The 24,421-nt window shown below is 37.7% G+C and carries 26 protein-coding genes; 16 read left to right on the top strand and 10 right to left on the bottom strand.

Features of this window, described 5'->3' with window-relative positions:
* Window positions 1–202 precede the first annotated feature (202 nt).
* From OQ267_RS15050 to OQ267_RS15035, 4 genes are all read left to right on the top strand, one after another.
* Window positions 203–1,381 carry an ankyrin repeat domain-containing protein gene (locus tag OQ267_RS15050; protein WP_088300020.1) on the top strand — a complete coding sequence of 393 codons (1,179 nt, stop codon included), beginning with the start codon at window positions 203–205 and terminating at the stop codon, window positions 1,379–1,381.
* 24 nt (window positions 1,382–1,405) lie between these two features.
* Window positions 1,406–2,743 (top strand): ankyrin repeat domain-containing protein, encoded by a 1,338-nt coding sequence (locus OQ267_RS15045; RefSeq protein WP_265836618.1) that lies wholly within the window; start codon window positions 1,406–1,408, stop codon window positions 2,741–2,743.
* Between the two features lie 116 nt (window positions 2,744–2,859).
* Window positions 2,860–4,179, top strand: coding sequence for a PQQ-dependent sugar dehydrogenase (locus OQ267_RS15040; protein ID WP_265836616.1), 1,320 nt, complete (start codon window positions 2,860–2,862; stop codon window positions 4,177–4,179).
* 71 nt (window positions 4,180–4,250) lie between these two features.
* A complete protein-coding gene (locus tag OQ267_RS15035; RefSeq protein ID WP_265836614.1) occupies window positions 4,251–6,302 on the top strand; it encodes a TonB-dependent receptor in 2,052 nt (683 codons plus the stop codon).
* Window positions 6,303–6,355: 53 nt separating this feature from the next.
* On the opposite strand, the gene OQ267_RS15030 is transcribed toward OQ267_RS15035, so the two are convergent.
* Window positions 6,356–6,700 (bottom strand): single-stranded DNA-binding protein, encoded by a 345-nt coding sequence (locus OQ267_RS15030; protein ID WP_088300023.1) that lies wholly within the window; start codon window positions 6,698–6,700, stop codon window positions 6,356–6,358.
* A gap of 694 nt (window positions 6,701–7,394) precedes the next feature.
* Between OQ267_RS15030 and OQ267_RS15025 the strand changes: the two genes are divergently transcribed.
* The 4 genes from OQ267_RS15025 to OQ267_RS15010 all read left to right on the top strand — a co-directional run bounded on the left by OQ267_RS15025 (window position 7,395) and on the right by OQ267_RS15010 (window position 9,682).
* Window positions 7,395–7,670: a hypothetical protein gene (locus OQ267_RS15025; RefSeq protein WP_265836612.1), complete on the top strand. Its 276-nt coding sequence runs from the start codon at window positions 7,395–7,397 to the stop codon at window positions 7,668–7,670.
* Between the two features lie 91 nt (window positions 7,671–7,761).
* The gene (locus OQ267_RS15020; protein ID WP_265836610.1) at window positions 7,762–8,118 is read left to right on the top strand and encodes a hypothetical protein; all 357 of its coding nucleotides are present in this window, start codon (window positions 7,762–7,764) and stop codon (window positions 8,116–8,118) included.
* Window positions 8,119–8,207: 89 nt separating this feature from the next.
* Complete coding sequence (locus tag OQ267_RS15015; RefSeq protein WP_265836609.1) at window positions 8,208–9,068, top strand: methylated-DNA--[protein]-cysteine S-methyltransferase; 861 nt, start codon at window positions 8,208–8,210, stop codon at window positions 9,066–9,068.
* A 2-nt stretch (window positions 9,069–9,070) separates the two neighbouring features.
* A complete protein-coding gene (locus tag OQ267_RS15010; protein ID WP_088300027.1) occupies window positions 9,071–9,682 on the top strand; it encodes an alpha-ketoglutarate-dependent dioxygenase AlkB family protein in 612 nt (203 codons plus the stop codon).
* A gap of 4 nt (window positions 9,683–9,686) precedes the next feature.
* Here OQ267_RS15010 and OQ267_RS15005 read toward each other — a convergent pair whose 3' ends face one another.
* Entirely contained in the window at window positions 9,687–10,475 is a 789-nt protein-coding gene (locus OQ267_RS15005) for a hypothetical protein (RefSeq protein ID WP_265836607.1), read from the bottom strand.
* 137 nt (window positions 10,476–10,612) lie between these two features.
* Here OQ267_RS15005 and OQ267_RS15000 point away from each other — a divergent pair, with 137 nt between their 5' ends.
* Window positions 10,613–11,011 carry an META domain-containing protein gene (locus tag OQ267_RS15000; protein ID WP_088300029.1) on the top strand — a complete coding sequence of 133 codons (399 nt, stop codon included), beginning with the start codon at window positions 10,613–10,615 and terminating at the stop codon, window positions 11,009–11,011.
* A 70-nt stretch (window positions 11,012–11,081) separates the two neighbouring features.
* A complete protein-coding gene (locus tag OQ267_RS14995; RefSeq protein WP_088300030.1) occupies window positions 11,082–11,996 on the top strand; it encodes a YihY/virulence factor BrkB family protein in 915 nt (304 codons plus the stop codon).
* A 67-nt stretch (window positions 11,997–12,063) separates the two neighbouring features.
* On the opposite strand, the gene OQ267_RS14990 is transcribed toward OQ267_RS14995, so the two are convergent.
* On the bottom strand, window positions 12,064–12,654 hold the full coding sequence (locus OQ267_RS14990; RefSeq protein ID WP_088300031.1) for a porin family protein: 591 nt from the start codon (window positions 12,652–12,654) through the stop codon (window positions 12,064–12,066).
* A gap of 21 nt (window positions 12,655–12,675) precedes the next feature.
* Window positions 12,676–12,972, bottom strand: a complete 297-nt coding sequence (locus OQ267_RS14985) for a hypothetical protein (protein ID WP_029283053.1) — start codon at window positions 12,970–12,972, stop codon at window positions 12,676–12,678.
* 134 nt (window positions 12,973–13,106) lie between these two features.
* On the opposite strand from OQ267_RS14985, the gene OQ267_RS14980 reads away from it, so the two are divergent.
* Entirely contained in the window at window positions 13,107–14,255 is a 1,149-nt protein-coding gene (locus OQ267_RS14980) for a tetratricopeptide repeat protein (protein ID WP_265836604.1), read from the top strand.
* On the opposite strand, the gene OQ267_RS14975 is transcribed toward OQ267_RS14980, so the two are convergent.
* The 4 genes from OQ267_RS14975 to OQ267_RS14960 all read right to left on the bottom strand — a co-directional run bounded on the left by OQ267_RS14975 (window position 14,252) and on the right by OQ267_RS14960 (window position 17,989).
* Window positions 14,252–14,713, bottom strand: a complete 462-nt coding sequence (locus tag OQ267_RS14975) for a DUF4268 domain-containing protein (RefSeq protein WP_088300034.1) — start codon at window positions 14,711–14,713, stop codon at window positions 14,252–14,254. The two genes, OQ267_RS14980 and OQ267_RS14975, sit on opposite strands and share 4 nt — an antisense overlap.
* A 20-nt stretch (window positions 14,714–14,733) precedes the next feature.
* A complete protein-coding gene (locus OQ267_RS14970; protein WP_088300035.1) occupies window positions 14,734–15,318 on the bottom strand; it encodes a riboflavin synthase in 585 nt (194 codons plus the stop codon).
* Window positions 15,319–15,380: 62 nt separating this feature from the next.
* Window positions 15,381–16,895: an acetyl-CoA carboxylase biotin carboxylase subunit gene (gene accC / locus OQ267_RS14965; protein WP_265836603.1), complete on the bottom strand. Its 1,515-nt coding sequence runs from the start codon at window positions 16,893–16,895 to the stop codon at window positions 15,381–15,383.
* A 71-nt stretch (window positions 16,896–16,966) separates the two neighbouring features.
* Window positions 16,967–17,989 carry a threonine aldolase family protein gene (locus tag OQ267_RS14960; RefSeq protein WP_088300037.1) on the bottom strand — a complete coding sequence of 341 codons (1,023 nt, stop codon included), beginning with the start codon at window positions 17,987–17,989 and terminating at the stop codon, window positions 16,967–16,969.
* A 220-nt stretch (window positions 17,990–18,209) separates the two neighbouring features.
* On the opposite strand from OQ267_RS14960, the gene OQ267_RS14955 reads away from it, so the two are divergent.
* On the top strand, window positions 18,210–19,070 hold the full coding sequence (locus OQ267_RS14955) for an N-acetylglucosamine kinase (RefSeq protein WP_088300038.1): 861 nt from the start codon (window positions 18,210–18,212) through the stop codon (window positions 19,068–19,070).
* 162 nt (window positions 19,071–19,232) lie between these two features.
* Here OQ267_RS14955 and OQ267_RS14950 read toward each other — a convergent pair whose 3' ends face one another.
* Entirely contained in the window at window positions 19,233–19,922 is a 690-nt protein-coding gene (locus tag OQ267_RS14950; RefSeq protein WP_088300039.1) for an NUDIX hydrolase, read from the bottom strand.
* A gap of 109 nt (window positions 19,923–20,031) precedes the next feature.
* Between OQ267_RS14950 and pfkA the strand changes: the two genes are divergently transcribed.
* The 3 genes from pfkA to gap are packed head-to-tail and all read left to right on the top strand — an operon-like array spanning window position 20,032 to window position 22,869.
* The gene (gene pfkA / locus OQ267_RS14945; RefSeq protein WP_265836601.1) at window positions 20,032–21,018 is read left to right on the top strand and encodes a 6-phosphofructokinase; all 987 of its coding nucleotides are present in this window, start codon (window positions 20,032–20,034) and stop codon (window positions 21,016–21,018) included.
* 1 nt (window position 21,019) lies between these two features.
* Window positions 21,020–21,862, top strand: a complete 843-nt coding sequence (locus OQ267_RS14940) for a hypothetical protein (protein WP_265836600.1) — start codon at window positions 21,020–21,022, stop codon at window positions 21,860–21,862.
* Window positions 21,863–21,870: 8 nt separating this feature from the next.
* Window positions 21,871–22,869, top strand: coding sequence for a type I glyceraldehyde-3-phosphate dehydrogenase (gene gap, locus OQ267_RS14935; protein ID WP_025144555.1), 999 nt, complete (start codon window positions 21,871–21,873; stop codon window positions 22,867–22,869).
* A 689-nt stretch (window positions 22,870–23,558) separates the two neighbouring features.
* Here the strand turns inward: gap and OQ267_RS14930 are convergent.
* The gene (locus OQ267_RS14930; protein ID WP_265836598.1) at window positions 23,559–23,876 is read right to left on the bottom strand and encodes an RNA polymerase sigma factor; all 318 of its coding nucleotides are present in this window, start codon (window positions 23,874–23,876) and stop codon (window positions 23,559–23,561) included.
* A gap of 191 nt (window positions 23,877–24,067) precedes the next feature.
* Here OQ267_RS14930 and OQ267_RS22575 point away from each other — a divergent pair, with 191 nt between their 5' ends.
* Window positions 24,068–24,406 (top strand): DUF6660 family protein, encoded by a 339-nt coding sequence (locus OQ267_RS22575; protein WP_416348658.1) that lies wholly within the window; start codon window positions 24,068–24,070, stop codon window positions 24,404–24,406.
* Window positions 24,407–24,421 lie beyond the last annotated feature (15 nt).

The following is a 24,421-nucleotide window of genomic DNA, read 5'->3' as shown; positions in this document are numbered from 1 at the left end:
ATATTTTTTTAACTAAAATCTGATTGGATCTATTTCTCACACTTAAAAATACGACTACTCTCATTGGCACGTTTTTATAAATGGATCAGGATTTGTTATTAAGAAGACAATTCATATGAGCAAATAAACATGGGAGAATGATCTCCCTGATTTAGCGCGTTACAACGCATAGCTCTTAAGTTAAACCTATATCATTTTCTATATGAGTGAACAGAATTTAGAACAACTTTTGATGCAGGGTCATTTTGATCAGGCACTACCATTATTACAATCAGGTGAAAAATTATCAAAAAATATTCCTGAACACCAAAAATCTCAAATTTTAGAGCGATTGTTCAGTAAGGAGCAATATGAGTTAATCGATCAATTGGTAGAAAGCAAATGGATTGAAACAGATGTGTACGAATTTGACAGTTTTGATAAAAGTATCTTCGGCAAGATCATCTGGAATTTAAAAAATGACGATCAAGCACTTGCTTTCTTTGAGAATTTCATTTCAAAATTTGAGAACCTCAACGATGAAGTTGAAGCAAAAACCTTGTTAGGTTATTTTCTGGAAAAAGGCGTAAGTGTAGAAAAGATTAAAATATTGATTGCTGCCGGATGCGATGTGAACTTCACCAATAATGCTGAAGAAAATTTCATTCATCAGGTCATTAGAACGAACCTGATGAAACCGCAGCTTTCCATCTCCTATCTGGAACTGTTAATTCATGAGGGCTTAGATGTAAACGCCACTAACATCGTAAAAAAAACGCCACTAATTGCAGCCATAGAATTTAACAAACCTGAATACCTGGATATCCTGCTGGAAAATGGCGCCAATCCTAATGAGCTGGACCAGGATGGAAATTCGGCATTTTACTACGCTGTTGCACATAAACAAGACTTAAATATGTACCTCAAATTAAGGGATTTTGGAAGTCCTGATTTTGATACTGTTAATAAAAGTGGCGTAACCACACTTTTTGAATTCTTGAGGATGATGTACGTAAGTGATAAAAATCTTGAACTTTTAAGTCACCTGATCACCGATGGTGCAGATATTTATCAGGCCAGCATTTATTACAGTAAAGAGAAAACCCCTGTAGATCTGATCGCCGAAAAACAACCCGAAGTGCTTCAGGCCATTTTATCATCCGGCAATCTTGATGTTAACAGACAAGATGATCACGGCAACACCCTTCTGCATAAAGTGTGCGCATACAATGTAAACTTTGAAGCAGAAAAAGCAAAAGAGACCTATAAAAAAGTAAAATTATTATTGGAAAACGGAGCGGATACGTCAATCAGTAATGATGAAGATAAGACACCGCTGATGCTTGCATCTGACGATAATCTTAAAATAAAAACAGTTGAACTATTAATGAAAAATTCTTAATCTGATCAAAGGAAAAATATGTCGATGTCATTTATAATTGCATGCGAAAGCGGCAAAAGAAAAATAGCCGAGCTCTTATTGGCAAATGGTGAAGTTGAAGTAGGTTATACAGATGAAAAAGGTAGAACAGCATTGCATTATGCTGCTCATCGCGGTTACTTAGATCTGGTTCAGCTTCTAATTGCTGCCGGAGCTGATCTAAATTATGAAGACCATGCGGGTGAAACGCCGCTTTATTTCGCCTGTTTACAAAAACAAAAGCAAACAGCGCTTTACCTGCTCTCGCAGGATGCCAAAGCAGAAATTAAGGATTTAAAAGGAAACGGCTTACTTCACCTGACAGCACAAAGCGGCCAAATTGAAGTTTTAGAAAAATTGCTGGAGAAAGGACTTGAGGTAGATAGCGAAAATAATGAAGCTGAAACACCCCTTCTGATTGCCGCAAGCTGGAGAAATAAAGAAATTGTAAAGCTGTTGCTCAATCATGGTGCAAACATAAACACCACCAATAAAAATGGTGACTCACCTTTACTTTTTGCTGTAGCATCTAAAAATTTACCTGTAACAGAACTGCTTCTGGAAAACGGGGCAAGTATTAATCATGTTAACCATAACGGGGTAAGTGCATTATTACAGGCTTGTTATGACAGCAATAGAATGCTGATTAAACTATTGATGGACAAAGGTGCAGATGTGTTCGCCTCTTCAAAAAACGGACAATCTCCGATTTGGTATGCCTGTTCAAACAATCAAAAAGAAATAGTTTCTTTATTCCTGGAGAATGGTGTGGATGTGAATTACTCAAAACCAGCTTCCGGAGATGAAGCATCCATGTATTCTTATCTCGACTGGGTGGAAACAGCAACCAACTTGTCTGCGTCAAGTTCTTTTTCCTTAGATACAGATTACGGATATGGTGGCGAAAGTTTACTCCATGTAGCTGCCAAAAGCGGAAACTCAAGCATGGTAAAACTGCTGCTTGATAAAGGAGCCAACATCAATATACAGGATGAAAGTGGTAACACGGCCTTACACTATGCTGCCGCAAATGGTAAAAAAGATATTGTTAAAATGTTATTGGAGCAACAGGCCGATGGAAATGTGGTTAACGCTAAAGAACAAAAAGCGATAGATTATGCCAATATTAAAGGCTTTAATGAAATTACTGCTTTATTACTTCAGTTTAATCCATCTGCACAGGCCAGTTTTAGTAAGCCCGAAGAACCTGCAGCAGATGAAAAACCAAAGCCAGACCTGGCCAGCAAAAAGCAGGCTTTACTGGATTTAAAAGAGTTGCTGGATATGGGGATTCTCTCACAGGCAGAATTTGATGTGGAAAAAGGAAAGATTTTAAGCAGTTAAATTATCAGGTATAGTTATTCGTTTTAGTGATTTAAATAGAACTTATTTAACAAACATCTCTGCATATATAATGTTATCAGACTGAAGATCTCCTTATTCACGAAAAATTGAAAAACATGAAAAGATATTATTTTTACGCTTCCATGCTCTCTGCAGCTTTCCTGGCGAGTTGCCAGTCGAACTCAAAATCAGGCCCGCAGGGTACGGATACCACTGTTACCACAAGTAGCGAATCCCTTACTTTACCTGCTCCGGATACCACAGCTTCAAAAAATAAATTCAGTAAAGTAATTGGCTGGCCGGAAAATAAAACGCCCGTAGCTCCTGAAGGTTTCGTAGTGACCAGATTTGCCAGTAACATCAAAAGTCCCCGGAATATGATTGTTGCGCCTAATGGTGATGTGCTGGTGGTACTGTCCAATTCAGAACGCAGCACAAAGGAGAAAGTAGCAAATGCGGTTACCGGAAAGTCAAAATCTGAAGTAGCCGGACAAAGTGCCAATACCATACTGCTCTACAGAGACGCAGATAAAGATGGCAAGCCAGAATTAACCACTACATTCTTAACTGGCTTAAACCAGCCTTATGGTATGCTGATTATTGGCAACGCATTTTATGTCGCCAATACAGATGGTATATGGCAATATCCATACAAAAGCGGAGATACAAAAATCACCAGTACCGGAAAAAAAATCATGAGTTTGCCTGCCGGGGGGTATAATAACCACTGGACCAGAAACCTGATTGCCAATGCTGATCAAAGCAAAATTTATGTAACCGTTGGATCGGGGAGTAATGTTGGTGAAAATGGTATGGAAAACGAAATCCGCAGGGCTAATATCTTAGAAGTTAATCCTGATGGGACAGGGGAAAAAATTTATGCTTCTGGTTTGCGTAATCCGGTAGGAATTGATTGGGCACCTGGAACAAACATGCTTTGGACAGCTGTTAATGAACGTGATGGCCTGGGTGATGACTTAGTTCCTGATTATATTACGAGCGTAAAGGAAGGTGCATTTTATGGCTGGCCATATTCGTATTATGGTCAGAATGAAGATCCGAGATTGAAAGGTAAAAATCCTGATTTGGTTAAAAAAGCCATTGCACCTGATGTACCGGTAGGCTCACATACCGCATCCTTAGGGTTAGCTTTTTACAAGGGAAATAAATATCCTGCCAAGTATCAGGGAGGCGCCTTCGTAGGTCAGCATGGTTCCTGGAACCGCTCTGCCATATCAGGCTATAAGGTGATCTTTGTGCCTTTTAAAGATGGAAAGCCTACCGGTAAACCTGAAGATTTCCTTACTGGATTTATTGCAGACACCGGTAAGGCAGAAGTATATGGAAGACCTGTTGGCGTCACCCTTGCTGCAGATGGTGCCTTATTGGTAGCGGATGATGTGAGTGGCGTAGTTTGGCGTGTAGCTTCGAAATAATTTATTTACACCTGATAAGGGAGTAATTGGCTGATGGTCATTTACTCCCTTATTTTTTAAAAATCGAACAATTGAAAATAACCTTTACTTGTATTTACCTGTTTCTCTCGGTTACAGCCTTTGCTCAAATGAGTGAAACTGATTCTGTTAAAAAATTAAAAGAAGTAGTTGTTCGTGGCTATTATAATAACCAAACACGATTAAGATCAGTTTCATCTGTTAACCTGATCGACACTAATCTCATACGCAACCAGCCCAATACCTCACTCACCAGTACTCTTAATACCGTTCCTGGTTTGAGGATGGAAGAACGATCGCCTGGCAGCTACCGTTTATCTCTTCGGGGAAGTTTGCTCCGTTCACCATTTGGCATCAGAAATATTAAAATTTATATTGATGATTTCCCACTTACAGATGCTGGTGGAAATACTTATTTAAATGCAATTGATCCGGAATCCCTCACCAGTATTGAAGTATACAAAGGTCCTGAGGCGAGTATTTTTGGTGCCAATACGGGCGGTACGATTTTAATTATGCCCCTATCTGCCAATCAAAATGCTATTTCGGCAACTGTTACCGCAGGCTCTTATGGCTTATTTCATCAAACAGCAAACATTCAGCAGAAGTTTAAAAACTATAGCTTCAATTTGATGGAAGGTTATCAAAAAAGCGACGGATTCCGAGAAAACAGTGCCATGGAAAGAAAGTACATACAAACCAATCATCAGTGGGACTATAGTAATAAAGGAAATTTGAAGCTCTATGCTTTTTACAGTGATTTAAATTATGAAACGCCAGGCGGTTTAACGTTAACACAGTTTGAAAACAACCCCAGATCTGCCCGACCTGCAACAGCAACCATTCCGGGGGCAATAACACAGCAGGCGGCCATTTATAATAAAACGTTATTTACCGGTATTGCTAATAATTATCAGATCAGCAAAAGCTTTAAACACGTAGTTGCCTTATTTGGGAGTTATACAGATTTCAAAAATCCGTTTATTACCAATTATGAGAAACGTTATGAGCAAACACTGGGGTTAAGAACTTTTGTTGATTTTCAGCAACTGAAAGACAAACTCAAGTTTAATGCACAGCTTGGATTGGAGAGTGGTGCAACGAAGACCCAGATCAAAAATTTTGATAATAACGCAGGAACTCCCGCTGCGATGCAGGCGTCTGATCACGTGAGAGCCAACCAGAATTTCGCTTTTTTACGCCTGAATTTAGACATTAATGATAAGCTTTTAATTGAGTTGGCTTCCAGCCTGAATTTTTATAGATACCACTATGAGCGCTTTTTTCCAACAGTAGTAGCTGAAAAAGAAAGGAAGTTTGATGTAGAATTGATGCCTAAGTTAGCTGCATCTTATCTGATCACTAATGAACTTTCCATCAGAGGAACCATTAGTAAAGGTTATTCTCCTCCTACTATTGCGGAGGTAAGGGCTTCTGATAATAATATTAACAATAACCTACAGGCCGAATCAGGATGGAATTATGAAGGCGGCATCAGGTATAGTCTACCAAACAATCGGCTTTATCTGGCAGCAAATGTATTTCAATTCAATTTAAATGATGCTATTGTGAGGCGTTTGAATACAAATGACGCAGAGTTTTTCATCAATGCAGGCGGAACCTCACAGCGGGGCTTAGAAGTGGAAACTTCCTTCTGGCTGATCAGAAATCATCGTTCCTTTCTACATGCAATTGAAATCAGCAGTAGTTATACTTACAATCATTTTAGATTTAAAGAATTTTCAACAGGTAATTTAAATTTCGACGGCAATAAACTAACTGGTGTTCCATCAAATGTTGCAGTCTCCAGTTTGGATTTTCAATTTAGCAAAGGTTTGTATTTCTTTGCCCAGCATAATTATACTTCCTCAATTCCGCTGAATGATGGCAATACGGTATTTGCAAAGCACTATCATCTCGTTGAACTTAAAACAGGCATGCGTCATATTCATCTTAAAAAGGTTAACCTGGAGGTTTTTGGCGGGATAAACAATTTACTTGATCAAACCTATAGTTTAGGAAATGACTTAAATGCAATGGCTGGCAGATATTACAATGCTGCCCCGGGCATTAACTTTTACCTTGGCACATCTGTTAAACTCTAAAGGCATAAAGTAATTGAGATTTAGCCAACTCAATTACTTTATGCTACAGTTGCCTAATTTGACAAATCGATCTCTTTAATGGCAACTTCACTCACCACAATGTCTGTTGTAAACTTTTTAGATCCGTCTTTCGCCACGTATGATCCTGATAATAATTTACCTTCAATGGTTAATCTGGTTCCTTTCTTGATCTGAGCAGAGGCAAGGTCGGCTTTATCATTCCAGAATGTTAGTGTAAACCAGTTTGTTTTTTTAACCTCTTCACCTGATGCATTCTTGTAATATTCATTTACGGCTAGATTTACTTTCGCCAATCTTTGATTTCCTGAAATGTTTCTTACCTCAGCGTCTGCTCCTGCAAAACCACTTAATACTACTTTGTTAATTGCACTTTCCATAATCTTTTAAATTTAAGTTTCTTAATCATTAATGAACAATAGCTTTCCTCGCTATCGACAGAACAAAGGTGCAGACAGTGAAAAAATTTATTCGGATGTTAAACAGTTATAGTCGTTTATAAACGTTTATAAACGGATTTAGGAGGCCATTACCCTTCAATTTGATTTATAAGCCTTATTTAATTTATGATGAAAGTAAACAGCGTAGGTATTTGTGTATGTTGTATTTCAATCATGATCAGATATTCAGATTCAGATAACTTTGTGGTAACGATCATTTCAAGCTTAAGCATCAATTAACTGTATGATATGCTGCTGAACATTTTTTTTAAGATGACTGAGGTAACGGATTTAGTATGCAAACGGGAAAACAGAGGATTTATATTTCTTAAACCATTTCATATGCTTACATTTAATGGTGAGATCACAAATTAACAGGCAAAAAAGTATTCAAAGAGGTCGATTAGTATTCTATTTTAATACTGAATTATTGATCAATAGAGTTTTTGAAAACCTCGTCTGGTTAATTTTTTTAGCCTTGCCTCTTTTGCCATTGATGAATAAGAGCAATAAACTAACATTTACTTCGCTTTGCCTCAGTGTGGCTTTTGTTATCTTCATGCTCGTTAGTCTTTATTTAATGAATCACTTGATCCTGATCAAAGGATCAAACCCTAACTTAAACCGGTTAAAGATGGTTCAAATTTTAAAACATAGATATCCATCGCTTAAAATAGATGATTCAGGGCAAAACATTATAAAATTTAAAAAGGAAACAGGACTATTTAGCTGGGGAAAGGAAATTACAGTGCTCTTTGAAGAAAAGCAGGTTTACATCAATTCGACCACATTAGGACGTTACCACATGAAATCTCCTGTTCATTCTATCTTCAACACCATCTCTATGCTACAAATCAGGAAAGATTTTCAACAGGCAGAAGCCCAGGGTAAATCTACAGCCCCTAACTAAAAGGATGTAATGCGTCATGATCGCATTTTGTACAGAGATAAAATTTTATTATTTTTAATCATCATCCCATAATATAAACCTGATTATATATATGGAACGCTTGTGTTTAGATTGTGGCGAGGCTGTTAAAGGCCGAACTGATAAAAAATTTTGTGATGATAGTTGTCGTAATAATTACAATAATCGTTTAAAGAGTGAAAACGGTATTGTATTTAACAGGATTAATTCAATTCTTAAAAAAAACCGTACACTTCTATCTAAATTTAACCCTGATGGGAAAGTTAAAATATCAAGAAAGAGAATGCTAAACGCAGGCTTCAACTTTGATTACCATACCCACATTTATCAAACTCAAAATGGCAAGTGTTATCTCTTTTGCTATGAATTTGGTTACCTGGCATTAAATGATGATGACTTTCTTTTGGTAAAAAGAGAGGATAAGTTATAGTCAGATGCTGGTCATGCAATGGAACTTAGCAATTATCGGGTATCATCTACTTCATTTCTTTATTAGTTTTGCGGGTAAGAAATGAGGATATGAAAACACAAGAAGACATTAACTACCATAGAATTGCCGATGCGATTAAATATATCCAGTTAAACTTCAAAAAACAACCCAGTCTGGAAGAGATTGCTGAAAAGGCAAATTTAAGCCCATACCATTTTCAGCGGCTATTTAGCGAATGGGCAGGTACAAGTCCGAAGAGGTTTCTACAGTATATTAGCATTGGTTACGCGAAAAAATGCCTCAAAGAAAATCAGGCCTCGTTATTTGAAACGGCAATGGAAACCGGATTATCCGGAACCAGCAGGCTACATGATTTGTTTGTTAATATTGAAGGAATGACTCCCGGCGAATATAAAAACGGAGGTGCAAATTTAAATGTTAATTACAGCTTTGCTGAAACACCCTTTGGAAATATCATTGTGGCCGCAACACCAAAAGGCATTTGTCATCTGGTTTTTATAGAAAATGAGCAAATCGCACTAGCACAATTGATTTCCAAATTTCCAGCAGCAAATTTTCATCACCAGTTAGATCGCATGCAACAAAATGCGCTGTTTATTTTCCAGAATGACTGGTCCAAGTTACAGGAAATTAAACTCCATTTAAAAGGTACTGATTTTCAATTAAAAGTATGGGAAACCTTATTAAAAATTCCGATGGGTAAGTTGTCCACTTATGGCAGCATTGCCAGCAAACTTCAAAATCCAAAAGCATGCCGGGCAGTGGGCACAGCCATTGGTGATAATCCTGTAGCATTTTTAATTCCCTGCCATCGGGTAATCCAGGCCAGTGGAGCATTAGGCGGTTACCACTGGGGCACTGAGCGTAAAATGGTCATGATTGGCTGGGAGGCCGCAAAAACAGCTGAACAGCAAAATTTAAAGCGGTAAAAATGGATTTGTTTAGTACAATACAAGATGTGAATCACAACTTCCTTCCCTATGATGGAACAGTACGGTATTTCGGGCAATTGTTTTCCATCGAAAAGGCGAATGCCTATTACGAAGCACTCCTGAATACCATTGAATGGAAAAATGATGAAGCTTACATCATGGGCAAACACATCATTACCAAAAGAAAGGTGGCCTGGTATGGCGATAAAAAATATGCTTATACCTATTCAAATGCGACCAAATATGCACTTCCGTGGACCATGGAATTAACTGAACTCAAACAAATTGCAGAGGAAAACACCAGATCAACCTACAATTCCTGCCTGTTAAACCTTTACCACAATGGAGATGAAGGCATGGCATACCACAGTGATGATGAAAAAGCCCTGGGCAAAAATACCAGTATTGCCTCAATGAGTTTTGGCGCCGAAAGAAAGTTTCTTTTTAAACATAAAACAACTAAAGAAACCATTGGCCTGTTTTTAGAAAACGGAAGTTTGCTGGAGATGAAAGATGCCACCCAAACGCATTGGCTACACCGTTTACCTCCAACAAAAAAGATCAGCACGCCAAGGATCAACCTTACCTTTCGATCAATGCTTGCCGGATAATGAACTACTTTTTAAATTCGCTGATGTCTACAATCCGGTCATCATCTGGATTTTGCTTTAGAAAAGAAGCTCCTTTTGCATTTGTAGCCCAGCTATAACCCTTTCTGATTTCATTGGCCACATTGCCAGATTGCACAACATTGGCAGGAAGTTTAAGTGTAGCCGTTTCTCCTGTACGGTAATTAACCTGATAAAGTGCGTTGCCGGTTAAAAAAACCAGGGTTTGCTTATCTGATGAATTGAATAAAAAATCGCCTTGAATGCGTTCACTTTCATTTTGTCTTTTGATGGGATAAATCTTCCCATTCACCAAAGCAATGGTAAAATCATTATTCACAATAATATTGCTTAAACTCATCTCCTCTATTCCCTTGGTATATTTTTTATCACTTTTCCCTGCTGATGCCTTGTATAAACTGGTTACACCAACTTTGCCGTCCTTTAAAGAAATCACATAAAATGGAGAAACCAAGCCTGAACCATCTTCAACCTGAACCAATGCAGCAGTTTTCTGTGTATTGATAAACCTGGCTTGTTTAAACTGATTGGCTAAAGGCTTAGGCTTATCCTGAATCGCTATAGTGGTATCTTTAAACTGAATGGTAAAAGTTTCCCTGTCTTCAGGTTTTGAGGGTTCAACAGTGACAATATTTAAGATTTCATTTTTAACCTTTGGAAATTCATTAAAATCCTCATTGGCGTAGGCTTTAGGAACATAAGTTTGTTCCAGCTTGCTTTGCTTACAGGCGAATAAACTGATGGAAAGCAGAATGGCGAATGCTGTAGTTTTCATAGATTTTATTGTCGCTTTTTTTCTGCTAATTTATTATCTTTATTTCTTACCTCCGATTAAAAATTTAGTTTTATAACATTTACCCTCAAATAAATTATTGGATTAATTTTTGTTGATCATCAGAAATCGCAATACTTATGAAAAATCTATTTATCCTTGGCATTAGCCTCTGTCTTTTTAGTGCCTGTCTGGAAAAAAACGATCCAAAGAAATTAGCACATACCAAATGGGAATTAACTGAATTGCCAGGACTTACCTTACCTGCGAATGCTAAAGCAACACTTAATTTTGGTGATAGCTTGAAAGTTAGCGGTAAATCTTTTTGTAATTCCTATGGAGGAAAAATTGAAAAAGCAGATCGCAGGATTAAATTGCAAGATGTCATCAGTACCAGGATGTTTTGCCAGGAAACAGATGCAGCCGAACGTGCATATGTACAGGCCATTAACCAGGTAAACCAGGCGAAAGTAACGGATGGGAAACTAACCCTGCTGAATGACGAAAAAGTGCTGCTCGTGTTTAAAAAGGCGGATTAAATAACAAAAACAGATACAAAGGATTACGAATAAAGTATTTTGAGTATTTTCGGGGCTTTAAGAATGAAACATGCTGTTAAAACTAAAGGATAAATTAAGCTTCTTTTTCTCTACTTCGAAAAATGCATTTATCTTATTTCAACAAAACGATCCATTAAGATTAGCTGGCGCAACGGCATTCTTTACCAATTTTGCACTTCCACCGATATTGATTATTCTCATCCGCTTATTTGGTATGTTTACCGACAGGCGTATTTTATTCACTAATATTTTTCAGCGTCTGGCCAACATCCTGGATGAAGACAGTATTAAACAGATCAAATTAACCCTTCGCAATATCAGGGGAATTGATCAGGCCTGGTATATTACTTTATTCAGTTTCGTATTTTTTCTGTTTGTTGCCACTACCCTTTTTAATGTGATTAAAAATTCTTTAGAGCAAATCTGGAATATTGGCAATAAGGATAAGAAAGGCATCATTAATACCCTTAAATCAAGAGCGATATCTGTTACGATAATCCTCTTTGCCGGAATCTTATTTTTTATCGGCTTACTGGCAGATAGTGTTCAGGCCATTATTGGTGCCTATTTAAAAAGCAGTTCACCGTCATTTAGTCTGATATTAACCTCCATACTGAATCAAATCATCTTTGTTATTATTGTTACTACCTGGTTTACCATGCTGTTCAGATACCTTACCAATGGCAGACCCACCTGGAAAGCAGCCATTTCAGGAGGCTTACTTACCGGCTGTCTCTTTACCGTGGGTAAATATATTTTAAGGATTTTGCTTCCACTGAGTAATATCAGCAACATTTATGGATCAGCCGGATCTATTATTGTGATTATGCTTTTTGTATTTTACTCTTCACTTATATTTTATTTCGGCGCTTCATTTATTAAAGCCTTAAGTGTAGGAAGAGAAACGCCTATTGTTCCTAAAAATGGTTCTTATGCGTATGAGCTGACAGAGGTTGATCTCTAAATAAACATCATAAAAAAAGGGCAGATCAAATGTCTGCCCTCTCCTATACTGATCATTTAGTATCAGATTAAAAAATTCTATATCCCAAACCAACGGTAAACAAATTCAGCTTTGTTCCAGGGTAACCATCTTTATTTAATTTAGACAAGCCCAATTCGTAACGCGCATCGATGCTTAATTTCTTAATATCAAGTGCTGCACCAAATTGCCATGCAAATGCCTGATTTTTAAAGTTTCCATTAAAAACATTTCCGGTAGCCTGACCAAAACTTTGTTTTTCGTCTAAAATAAATGAAACCATTGGTCCGGTGTTTAATCTAACGCCAACACCCAAAGCACCAATTTTAGTTCCAACCAATAACGGAACATCTAAACTGGTAAAACTCACTTTATTTACCTGACCTGTTGCATCACTAACTAAGTTCGTTTTCTTACCTGAGATGTAAAGCTCTGGTTGAAAATGAACGCCTGCCCCACCAATCCTTGCCCACAAACCGCCGTAAAAACCGGCACGATTATCACTACTGAAAGTATTATCGCTATCAAACTTTGAAAAATTTGCTCCGGCTTTTAAACCTAGCTGGAAGGTTGGTAATACCTGTGCGCTTGCAAAAAAACAAGCAAATAAACAGGCAATAGTTAATGATAAAGATTTCATATAAAATAGGGTTAAGTTAAATTAGCTAGTTGCATTGTTGATGGCTTCTTGTTCTTTCAAGGCATCAACATTGTTCTTATCGCCAAAATTTTGTGTTTTGCCTGCAAAGTAATCTAAAATTCCTGATATAGTGTCTAAGTTATCTGCTAAATTTTGGTGGATATCCGGTAAATCCTTTTCTAACCTGCCATCGCCTAGTTCGATATTATCCACTTCAATTTTGCCAATTTTTTGGATCAGTGCTGTTTGCGAATTTTGTAAATCCTCTAACTCACGCACAATCTTTTCCATCAATTCGAATTTCTGTAAGGTATTCATAGGTTCTTTATTTAAATTTATACTAATATTCTTATAAACCCACACGCACCCAATTTGTTTTTATTTACCTCATCTTCCAGAAAAATTTGGAATCATCACTTATAACTAATAAATTAGTTTAAAATATTGAAGTGATGAAAAATATATTTTACTTCCTGCTGCTTATGGTATTTTCCCAACAGTGTGATGCTCAGTCTGCGCTTGTTGATAAGGAAAAATTATTCGATCTGTATCAAAATCAGAAATATGCAGATGCCGCTTTATATTTAAAAAGCATATTCACAGATAGTACAACCGATCAAAAAGTGCTCACCCAAATAGGTTATTGTTTTTTGATGGCGGGCAACAATGTAGAAGCCGAGAAATACTATAGCAAGGCATACCAGCTCCAACCGCAAAGTCTGCCTATTCTATTTAGTCTTGGGAGTATCAGCACCCGGCGGGGAAACCAACAACTGGCGAAAAAATATTATGGCGAAATCGTTCAAATAGACAGCAATAATTTTAGTGTTTATAAGCTTCTCGCTAATTTATATCCTTCAGTAAAAGACTCTATGAAGTTGGTTTACCTCCTTAAGGCAAACCGGCTTAATCCCAATGAAGCAGATATTGCGGTTGACCTGGCAGAAGTACACGGCGTAAGCCAGGAATATGAAAAGGCTTATCATGTGCTGGATATCGCCATTAAGGCAGACAGTGAAAACCTGGTATTGCAAAAAGCAAAACTTCCCCTGGCCAATCAGCTAAAAAAATACCAGGAAGTGATTACTTCCGGCGAAATGTTATTAAAAGACGGAGATGATGCCAGCGTAATTAAGGACGTAGCAAAAGCCTACTATTACACTAAAAAATATAATCAGGCTATTAATTATTTTTCCAGACTTGAAAAACTTTTGATGCAAAATGAAAACACTTTATATTTTACCAGCTTAAGTTATCGATACCTTAAAAATTATAAAATGGCCGCAGTTTACGCCAGGAGAACAATTGAGGAGGCCATCTCCCCAAATACGGCAAGTTACTATGCATTATTAGGCTTAAGTTATGAAGAAAATAATCAATTTAAGTTAGCCAATGCAGCCTATAAAAAAGGATTACTGTTTAAGGTAATGCCAACACTTTACTATCGCCTGGCCACACTTTATGATACCAAACTGAAACAGACTAAACCTGCTCTAAATTATTATAAGCTTTATCTCGGCAGTAAACCTCATGCAGAAGATGATCATTCAGAAATTAAGTTTGCCAAAGAAAGAATAGCACAATTGCACCTGACTGATTAGACCAGATCTTCAAAAACCGGTTTCACATGATCCCAGAAATCATCCAGCGCAATAATTCTTGGCTTAAAAAATGAAATGAGTGCTGGCCAGTGTTGCTGGTTAAAAATGCTTACTCCAGGTAAAGTAATTGATATCTGACTGATCGTTTTTCCGTAATCATCCGTAAAATCTCTCCTCCAGTCCCACTCCTCTTCTAAGGTATTGGTGAGCATTAATTTAAATTCTTCAAACTGATCAAAAATGAGGTGGCGAATATCCTGATCTGAATGAGACAACTGAATAGCAATTGTTGCCTTTTTATTGTCAACATCCATTTTGAAGAAGATATTTTTTACGCCTGTTTTATAATTGATCCAATGAACCGTGCTGCCACTGGCCGAAGGTACAGGTTTCATGTACTGCCCAAAACTAATCCAGAACTGTTGCCTTAACCTGGCCGCTTCATCTTTACTGTACATCCCGATTGATTAAAAGGCAATTATTTATTCATTAATCTGGCCACGTACTTGCCAATAATATCAAACTCTAAATTAACGGTATCCCCAACATGTACTTCCTGCAGGTTAGTATGCTCAAAAGTGTATGGAATAATAAAGACCGAAAATTCGTTATCAGCAGAATTTACAACCGTTAAGCTAATCCCGTTTACACAGGCCGATCCCTTTTCTACCGTTACATTTCCTGTACCTGCATCATATTTAAAACGATATTCCCAGCTACCGTCCAGTTCTTCCCGTTTAACACAAACAGCTGTCTGGTCAACATGCCCCTGCACAATATGGCCATCCAAACGCGCATTCATTTGCATACACCTTTCCAGGTTTATCCGGCTACCCACCTTTAAATTAATTAAACTGCTTTTGCGCAATGTTTCGTCAATAGCCGTTACGGTGTGCGCCCCATCCTGAAGCGATACCACTGTAAGGCACACACCATTGTGCGCCACACTCTGATCTATTTTGAGTTCGTGGCTAATGGCTGATGAAATGGTAAAATGAATATTGGTATGATCATTTTTAATGGCGGTAACTTCGCCCAGTGTTTCTATAATTCCGGTAAACATGTGTTATCAGTGTTGAGATTTCATTTTGCCATTGATAAAGTAACGGCCTGATGAAACCTGAATTAATATTTTAATCTGTTTTTTCTCCAGTTGGAGGATGGTGGAGACACCTGCAAAGGCGCTTCCTTAAATACATCTTTTTTAAAGAATTTTGCAGCAACAATTGCGGCAATCATCGCTTCCTCTTCATTTATTGCTTTTAATTCATCTGGTCTGAAATAGTTAGCAACAAAATGGGTATCAAAATTTCCGCTTTTAAAGGCTTCATGCTGCATGACAAATTTACCAAAAGCCAGTGTGGTTTCTATCCCGGTAATCTCATATTCTGCTATGGCCCTCAACATTCTGGATATGGCTTCCTCCCGATCCTTTCCATACGTAATCAGTTTGGCAATCATCGGGTCATAATAAATCGGGATTTCCATGCCTTGTTCAAAACCATCATCCACCCTTACACCATTGCCTTTTGGTATTTTATAGGATTGAAGCGTTCCGATATCAGGAAGAAAGTTATGATTGGGATCTTCTGCATATACGCGAAGTTCAACTGCATGGCCATTAATTTTTAAATCATCCTGACTAAAACTTAGAGGCTTTCCTTCAGCAATTTTGATTTGCTCTTTTACCAAATCAACACCGGTAATAAATTCCGTAACAGGATGTTCCACCTGCAAGCGCGTATTCATTTCCAGAAAGAAAAAATCGTGATTTTCATCGAGGATAAATTCTACAGTTCCGGCACCGGTATAATGTACAGAGCGGGCTACATCAATTGCACATTTACCCATTTTTTCCCTGATTTCAGGTGAAAGAACAGATGAAGGGGCTTCTTCCACCACCTTCTGGTGCCGGCGCTGCACGGAACATTCCCGTTCAAACAGATGAACAATGTTGCCATGATGATCTCCAAGAATTTGAATTTCGATATGTCTGGGTGAAGTAACATAGCGTTCTATAAACACGGCCCCATCACCAAATGCAGATGTAGCCTCGCTCACGGCCAGATCCATCTGTTCTTCAAAATCAGACACACTTTCCACAATCCGCATACCTTTTCCACCACCACCTGCAGCAGCTTTGATCAGAATAGGAAAGCCTACTTCAACTGCCCTTTCTTTTGCTTCATTCACATTGGTAATGGCTTCTTCCGTTCCGGGAACCATGGGGATGTTATATTTCAAGGCAGCTGCTTTTGCCGATAATTTATTGCCCATGATTTCCATGGCCACTGCAGATGGGCCAATCAAAATTAATCCGGCATCTGCCACCATTTTCGCAAAGCCTGCATTTTCAGACAAAAAACCATAACCAGGATGGATGGCTTCAGCACCGGTTTTTTTACAGGCATCAATAATTTTTTCACCAACCAGGTAACTTTGGTTAGATGGTGCCGGGCCGATAAATATGGCTTCATCGGCATAACGTACATGCAACGCATTGCGATCAGCTTCAGAAAAAACAGCTACCGTTTTAATCCCCATTTCTTTTGCCGAACGCATAATGCGCAGCGCAATTTCGCCCCGGTTGGCAATGAGGATTTTTGAAATCGATATCGGGAGGTTAGAATTTTCAGGCATTTGGCAATTTACTTTATTTAATACAATAATTGGTGAACAAGCGGTGCCATAACTACTGGCTGTCAACTTTACTACAAATGTAATATGATTTCAATGGCACGGTCAATCATTTCAGCGCTCAGATCCAAATGCGTTACCAGCCGCACTGTACTGGCACTCGTTGTACCGCACAGCAATCCTTTATCTTTGAGCTGATTTGCAATTTTCTCTGCCGTTCCCGCAGCCACCTCAAAAATAACAATATTGGTTTCAACCGGCATTACAGAAAGCACATATTTTGTACGTAACAGTGCTTCAGCTATTGCCCCGGCATGTTGATGATCCTCCTGAAGGCGCTCGATGTGATGATCCAGCGCATAAATCCCTGCTGCAGCCAAAAAGCCTGCCTGGCGCATTCCACCACCAAAGGCCTTTCTAATTTTACGGGCTTTCCTGATCATATCCTTATTGCCCAGTAATACCGATCCCACCGGCGCACCCAAACCTTTTGATAAACAAACCGACATCCCATCGAAATACTTGCCATACTCATGTGCCTTATCGCCTGTGGCCACCAAGGCATTAAAAATCCGGGCACCATCCAGGTGCAGTTTTAACCCTTTAATATTACAGAGATGATGAATAGGTGCAATCTGCTTCAGGTCATAACATTTTCCACCACCTTTATTTACCGTATTTTCCAGTACCACTAAACTGGAATCCGGATAATGGATATTATCTTCATTAATTTCAGGCTCAATTAATTCAGGCGTCAGAATGCCCCTATCGCCATACAGCAACCTGACGGAAGCACCAGAATGAAAGGCAATGCCACCAATTTCATAACGGTAAACATGTGCCGTTTGGTCGCAGATAACCTCATCCATGGGTTTCGTAAAACACTTGATCGCAATCTGATTGGTCATGGTACCTGACGGACAAAACAATCCTGCTTCCATATTAAAAATCTGGCAGAGTTTTTCTTCCAATGCAGCAACTGTTTCATCTTCACCAAAAACATCATCACCTACCCGGGCAGTCATCATGGCATCCAGCATCCCTGGCGTTGGCCTCGTTACCGTATCGCTCCGAAAATCTAAAAAGTTATTATTCATTTGCACTTAAATTGTAAAATATTCTTGACGATTAAAAAAAAGCCTAATGCCTTTTCAAGTATAATAATAAGGTTTTAAGGCGATTGAAGCCCCTATATAGTGTATTTTTTACACACTTAAATTTCAACAACAATAAATTGTTAAAAAATTATTAAAAAAAAAGATACAAAATATAAGAGTTTTTATACTTTTATCGTGCTAAAACCAAAAAATAAATAAAATGATAGTAATTGCAGACGGTGGATCAACCAAAACAAATTGGTGCCTGATCAACGAAGCCGGCAGAAAAATCTACTTTAATACCGAGGGTTACAATCCATATTTTTCTAAGGGAGAATACATTGTAAAGTCTTTAAATGAAACCCTTCCAGACCACTTGGAAAGAGAAAAATTAACTGCTGTTTATTATTACGGTGCTGGATGCTCTACCCCTGGTAATGTAAAGATTGTGACTGATGCCATGAAGCAGATTTTCACCAATGCCGAAATTTTTGTTGGTCATGATCTTCTAGCTTCCTGCAGAGCACTTTTGGGTAACGAGCCCGGATTTGCAGCTATATTAGGAACCGGTACCAATTCCTGCCTGTATGACGGAAAAGATATTACCCTTAATATAGATTCATTAGGTTATTTCCTGGGTGATGAAGGTAGCGGTTCATTTATTGGGAAACGCATTTTAAGCGACTATATGAAAGGCTATATGCCAAAAGGCTTACGTGAAGCTTTTTATGATAATTATGCTTTAACAAACGAAGATATTTTTGATAATATTTACAATAAGCCTTTGCCAAACCGTTTCTGCGCCAGCTTCAGTAAATTCTTATACGACTTCAAAGATAACTATGAAGACTATGCTTTCAGTACCATAGATTATGCCTTTACTTCATTTTTTGAAGCTTTGGTGATTCACTATCCAAACTATAAAGACCACAAATTAAACTGTGTAGGTTCTGTAGGTTACAGCTTTCGCGACATTTTAAGTATTGTTGCTGACCGTTATGAAATGGGTGTTGGTAAAATTATCCGTTCACCTATAGATGATTTAGTTCATTACCATTTGGAAACAGCTAAGAAGGGGTAATTTAGAGTACTGAGTTTGGAGTTTTTAGTCTGGAGTGATGAGTTTCAAGTAATTAGTCCAAAGTCTTTAAAACCATAAAAAAGGTCCCGATTGAAAATTCAATCGGGACCTTTTTCTTTTTATAGTGATGTGGTCTTTATCCTTTGCTCTTTAATCCTTCTCTTAAAAGGAAATTTCCTTGCCAAACAATTTGGCATATTTGCGTTTATCAAAACGATAAAGTGTAGCTGCACGATAAGATACACCTTTTTGTTTTTCGTCGAGTTCTTTCAACACGCCAAAGCTTACAATCTTTTTTCTAAAGTTGCGCTTATCCAGTTTCTTACCGAGAATCAATTCATATACATGTTGCAACTGGGTGAGGGTAAATTTTTCGGGCAGTAACTCAAACGCGATCGGCTGGTGTTTAATCCTTCGCTTGATTTTTTCCAGGCCCTTATCATAAATCTTCTGGTGATCGAAAGCCAGTTTAGGTAAATCCGTAATGGGTAACCATTTGGCACGTTTCGCATAGGTACTGATCGGACGGGGTTCTTTATCACCACCTAAACGGATAAGTGCATAATAGGCCAGGGTAATTACCCTACCCTGCGGGTGCCTGTTTGGATCACCAAAAGCATAATATTGCTCCATGTAAATTCCACGCAGACTGGTCAGCTCATATAATATACGCGATGCGGATTGATCTAAACTTTCATCTGCACCCACGATATTACCAGGCAAGGCCCACCAATCTTTAAACGGCTCTTCATTTCTTTCGATGAGTAAGATTTTAAGTTCCTTGCCATCAAACCCAAACAACACGCAATCTATCGAGAATACAGAATCTAAATGAGGTAAAATTTGTTCCAAAGTAAAATTTAATTATTTTAAACAGATAAAGGTATGACTTTCAATATTAAGTAAAAAAAATAAAAAAAATTACTTAGTGTAAAAATTACACACTATATTCGTATCATAGATGGAGCCAAATATTAAAAACATAGCTGTACTTACTTCCGGTGGCGATGCCCCGGGAATGAATGCAGCCATTAGAGCTGTTGTTCGAACCGGAATTTACCATGGCATCAACATGTTTGGTGTAATGCAGGGATACCAGGGTTTGATTAAGGACAATATAAAATCGATGGACGCCCGTTCTGTAAGTAATATTTTACACTTAGGGGGTACCATTTTAAAAACTGCACGCTGCCTGGAGTTTAAAACTGATGAAGGTCAGCAAATTGCCTACCAGAATTTAAAGAAAAATAACATTGACGGTTTAGTGGTTATTGGCGGTGATGGCACTTTTACCGGCGCAAAACGTTTCTCAGAAACTTTCGGCGTAAAGGTAATTGGTATACCTGGAACGATTGATAATGACCTGGCAGGTTCTGATTTTACATTGGGTTATGATACCGCAATCAATACTGTCATTGAAGCAATAGATAAAATCAGGGATACCGCAGATGCGCACGACAGGTTGTTTTTTATAGAAGTAATGGGCAGGGATTCGGGATGTATTGCACTAAGAAGTTCAATAGCCAGTGGTGCCGAAGCCGTTTTATTACCTGAAAGGGCAACCAGTGTGGATGAGCTGATTACTAAACTTGCCCTGGGTGCGGCTACAAAAAAATCATCAAGCATAGTTATTGTTGCCGAAGGACATAAACAAGGCGGTGCTTATGATATTGCCAAGAAAGTAAAAGAAACTTTTGACCATTATGATACTAAAGTTACCATACTTGGACACCTTCAGCGCGGCGGCAGCCCGAGCAGCTTTGACCGTATTTTAGGAAGCAGACTTGGTTTTGCAGCCGTAAATGCACTCATTGCCGGAAAAAGCGGACAAATGGTTGGTTTACACGGCAATGCCGTTAAATTAACCAGCATCACAGAAGCGTTAACCGCACACAGCTTCAAGCTTGAGCCGGATTTAATGGAAATGACAGAAGTTTTATCAATTTAATATGGTGGCGGTTGTTTATAGTGGATCAAAAACTGCATTTTGGAAATTAACCCAAAATGGCAAAGTAGTGGCACACTGCAATACGACCGGAATTAATCCGACTTTTGTTGATGCCAAAATGATTTTGCAAATCCTGAATAAGAAAATTGTTCTGGTTAATCATGCAGAAAATATTAAAAAAATCTATTTCTTTGCAGCAGGAGCATCTTCAGCAGAAAGGAAAATAGAATTGGCAAATACTTTATCATCATTTTTCAGATACAGTAAGGTTTTTGTTGAAAACGATTTATTCGGCGCTGCAAAAGCCGCCTGTTACGAACAAACCGGGATAGTGGGCATGTTGGGAAGTGGTTCAAACTGTGCGTATTTTGATGGTAAAAAACTCCTCAACAATTGCTTTGGACTAGGCTATATTCTGGGAGATGAAGGGTCTTCAAACTATTTTGGCAAAGTACTTTTAAAAAGTTTTTTAAGTAAAACACTGCCCGAAGATCTTGAAACCAAATTTGTCAGAAACTTTAATCTTGATCGCCCTCAAATTTTGGAAAGAATATATAATAAGCCACAGGCCAATATATTTCTGACCTCTTTCTTTGACTTTTTTACACAAAATATAAAGCATGAGTATATTCTCAAATTAATTGATGAAGGCTTTGAGAAATATTTTCAGACTTATGTATTACCTATGGCAACTAAATATCAGGGTGAAGATATACACTTTGTTGGAAAAGTAGCTGCAGAACTGGAAGAACAGTTGCAAATAGTAGCAGACAGGCATCAGCTTAAAATTAAAACCATTATTAAAGAACCAATACTAAATTTATTAAAACATTACACTAATTAACAAAAACAATGAGCAAAATTGGAATAAACGGCTTTGGCCGTATCGGCAGACTGGTTTTCAGAGCTGCATTAAAAAGAGGATTGGATATCGTAGCAATTAATGACCTGATTGAGCCTGATTATATGGCTTATATGTTAAAATATGATACTACACATGGCAAATTTGATGGCACAATTGAAGTTGTAGATGGTAATTTAGTTGTTAATGGCAAAACAATTCGTGTAACAGCAGAAAGAAATCCTGCTGACCTGAAATGGGATGCAGTTGGTGTTGAAGTGGTTATTGAATCTACAGGTTTATTCTTAACCCGTGCGGATGCAGAAAAACACATCGCAGCAGGTGCTAAAAAAGTAGTTTTCTCTGCTCCGGCTAAAGATAGCGACATCCCTACTTACGTAATGGGTGTTAACCACCATAAATTAACCGCAGATCAAACAATTGTTTCTAATGCATCTTGTACAACAAACTGTTTAGCACCTATCGCTAAAGTTTTAAATGATAACTTCGGAATTGTTGAAGGTTTAATGAGTACCATTCATGCGGTTACTGCAACTCAAAAAACAGTAGACGGTCCTTCAGCTAAAGACTGGAGAGGTGGCCGTGGTGGTTTCTCTAACATCATCCCTTCATCAACCGGTGCTGCCAAAGCAGTAGGTATGGTATTACCAGAATTAAAAGGCAAATTAACCGGTATGTCATTCCGCGTTCCTGTGGCCGACGTTTCTGTTGTTGATTTAACTGCCCGTTTAGAAAAACCAGCAACTTATGAGCAAATTAAGGCAGCCATGAAAGCAGCATCAGAAGGTGAATTAAAAGGCGTATTGGCTTACACTGAAGATGAGGTTGTATCTTCTGACTTCATTGGCGATGACCATGCATCTATTTTTGATGCCAAAGCAGGTATTTCATTGAATGACAACTTTGTAAAAGTGGTTTCATGGTACGATAATGAGTGGGGATATTCATCTGCACTTGCTAAATTTGTAGAATATTACGCAAGTTTATAATACAAAATAGCCATAAGGCTAAATACTGTATTCAAAAAGCGACATTAACCTTTGGTTTTGTCGCTTTTTTATTTTAAACCTGAATTTCATTTATAAAGCTGATTTAAAATGCAAGGTAAAACACTTAAGCGCATAAAAAAATGCTGATAAAAATACTTTATCTATAAATAAAGCTTAAAAAAGATTTAAAATTCACTTTTATTTTATAAATCATTCAAAAATTCAACTGACTATAACCATCCAAGCTAAAATTTAATACTATTTAACAATTACTTAACATATTTTGGATGTATATTTGCAATACGGTCATTTTAACAACGATTTGCCGGTTAAAAGATAGCTGCAGATAAAAATGACAAAAAAAATATATAAAAATTTCTTAGTGTATTTTTTACACTATCATTTTTTTTACTATATTTGTAGAGTAATAAACGGAACGATGTTTATGCAGATTAAAAAAGATAAATCATTCTCCTTAAAAAATATTTTGACGGAGGATTAAAGACAAAGCCTGGCTCATAACAGGTTTATATTTGGTTAGAAAAAAAGGAGACGCTCGGATGAGGTCTCCTTTTTCTTTATATCAAAATTTAACATTCACAAACTTTGAATCCATAAAACAAAATATGATGAATATTTAGGTTGAAATACAACCTACGGAAACATCAGCCGCCAAACACCGCTGATTTTTACAGTTGATGAAGATTGATCTGACGATTGGTAATCTGATGCAACCAGGTAAAGATTTTGAATTTAGTTTCATCATATCCTGATATAGAATTCCAGAAATCTAAAAAAATTTTCTCGAGGATAATTTCTGCAGCATGTTCATCGGCAATCTTGCTTCGGATCATGCCGTATATTGCAGCTGCATATTGCTTATAAATGGTTTTAAAAGCTTCAGGATCACCAGATCTTAAATCATTAAGAAAAATTTCATGCTCAGAAAGCTGAATATTGAGGCCATAGCCTGCTTCCTGCTGATTAACTATCTTTAATAATTGCATTTTACTGATCTGTATAATTAGCTAACATTACATTTTTTTATTTGTTCGGTTTACCAACTAACTATCAAACAACCCAATGGAATATAAGTATAAAAGATACCACAGAACCACATTTATTCTTTTGCTAATCCCTAATAAATTAAAACCATAACTGGTTTGGTTGCCAGAGGTTTTGTACATTTGACTGGCCAATGAAAATCTTAGTCTACTTTTTGAGTATCACCATTTTGCTTTTATCTTGCATTACCTGCGAAGACGTTATGGCGGTGGAAATCAATAGGCAAACCAATGAGGCCATTCTAACAATTTCAAATACGAACACTGTACCGGATAATGATCATTGTTCGCCATTATGCACCTGCAATTGTTGCGGGCAGCCTATTGTAAATATATGTACCGAATTATTGACGCTTCAGCCAAAATCTTTATCTTCCAATCAGATAAAGCCTGGTTACCAAAGCAGAAATGTATCCGACTATATCCGAAACATCTGGCAACCGCCAAAGTTGAATAAAAATCTTATCGGTTAACCGATATCGTTAAGA

Source organism: Pedobacter sp. MR22-3 (assembly GCF_026240075.1).
GTDB lineage: Bacteria > Bacteroidota > Bacteroidia > Sphingobacteriales > Sphingobacteriaceae > Pedobacter.
This window is presented reverse-complemented; position numbering and strand designations above follow the sequence as displayed.

Excerpts from the sequence above, each read along its gene's own strand:
- OQ267_RS15050 (WP_088300020.1), top strand. The coding sequence starts at position 203 with ATGAGTGAACAGAATTTAGAACAACTTTTGATGCAGGGTCATTTTGAT.
- OQ267_RS15045 (WP_265836618.1), top strand. The coding sequence starts at position 1,406 with ATGTCATTTATAATTGCATGCGAAAGCGGCAAAAGAAAAATAGCCGAG.
- OQ267_RS15040 (WP_265836616.1), top strand. The coding sequence starts at position 2,860 with ATGAAAAGATATTATTTTTACGCTTCCATGCTCTCTGCAGCTTTCCTG.
- OQ267_RS15030 (WP_088300023.1), bottom strand. The coding sequence starts at position 6,700 with ATGGAAAGTGCAATTAACAAAGTAGTATTAAGTGGTTTTGCAGGAGCA.
- OQ267_RS15025 (WP_265836612.1), top strand. The coding sequence starts at position 7,395 with ATGGTTCAAATTTTAAAACATAGATATCCATCGCTTAAAATAGATGAT.
- OQ267_RS15020 (WP_265836610.1), top strand. The coding sequence starts at position 7,762 with ATGGAACGCTTGTGTTTAGATTGTGGCGAGGCTGTTAAAGGCCGAACT.
- OQ267_RS15015 (WP_265836609.1), top strand. The coding sequence starts at position 8,208 with ATGAAAACACAAGAAGACATTAACTACCATAGAATTGCCGATGCGATT.
- OQ267_RS15010 (WP_088300027.1), top strand. The coding sequence starts at position 9,071 with ATGGATTTGTTTAGTACAATACAAGATGTGAATCACAACTTCCTTCCC.
- OQ267_RS15005 (WP_265836607.1), bottom strand. The coding sequence starts at position 10,475 with ATGAAAACTACAGCATTCGCCATTCTGCTTTCCATCAGTTTATTCGCC.
- OQ267_RS15000 (WP_088300029.1), top strand. The coding sequence starts at position 10,613 with ATGAAAAATCTATTTATCCTTGGCATTAGCCTCTGTCTTTTTAGTGCC.
- OQ267_RS14995 (WP_088300030.1), top strand. The coding sequence starts at position 11,082 with ATGCTGTTAAAACTAAAGGATAAATTAAGCTTCTTTTTCTCTACTTCG.
- OQ267_RS14990 (WP_088300031.1), bottom strand. The coding sequence starts at position 12,654 with ATGAAATCTTTATCATTAACTATTGCCTGTTTATTTGCTTGTTTTTTT.
- OQ267_RS14985 (WP_029283053.1), bottom strand. The coding sequence starts at position 12,972 with ATGAATACCTTACAGAAATTCGAATTGATGGAAAAGATTGTGCGTGAG.
- OQ267_RS14980 (WP_265836604.1), top strand. The coding sequence starts at position 13,107 with ATGAAAAATATATTTTACTTCCTGCTGCTTATGGTATTTTCCCAACAG.
- OQ267_RS14975 (WP_088300034.1), bottom strand. The coding sequence starts at position 14,713 with ATGTACAGTAAAGATGAAGCGGCCAGGTTAAGGCAACAGTTCTGGATT.
- OQ267_RS14970 (WP_088300035.1), bottom strand. The coding sequence starts at position 15,318 with ATGTTTACCGGAATTATAGAAACACTGGGCGAAGTTACCGCCATTAAA.
- accC (WP_265836603.1), bottom strand. The coding sequence starts at position 16,895 with ATGCCTGAAAATTCTAACCTCCCGATATCGATTTCAAAAATCCTCATT.
- OQ267_RS14960 (WP_088300037.1), bottom strand. The coding sequence starts at position 17,989 with ATGAATAATAACTTTTTAGATTTTCGGAGCGATACGGTAACGAGGCCA.
- OQ267_RS14955 (WP_088300038.1), top strand. The coding sequence starts at position 18,210 with ATGATAGTAATTGCAGACGGTGGATCAACCAAAACAAATTGGTGCCTG.
- pfkA (WP_265836601.1), top strand. The coding sequence starts at position 20,032 with ATGGAGCCAAATATTAAAAACATAGCTGTACTTACTTCCGGTGGCGAT.
- OQ267_RS14940 (WP_265836600.1), top strand. The coding sequence starts at position 21,020 with ATGGTGGCGGTTGTTTATAGTGGATCAAAAACTGCATTTTGGAAATTA.
- gap (WP_025144555.1), top strand. The coding sequence starts at position 21,871 with ATGAGCAAAATTGGAATAAACGGCTTTGGCCGTATCGGCAGACTGGTT.
- OQ267_RS14930 (WP_265836598.1), bottom strand. The coding sequence starts at position 23,876 with ATGCAATTATTAAAGATAGTTAATCAGCAGGAAGCAGGCTATGGCCTC.
- OQ267_RS22575 (WP_416348658.1), top strand. The coding sequence starts at position 24,068 with ATGAAAATCTTAGTCTACTTTTTGAGTATCACCATTTTGCTTTTATCT.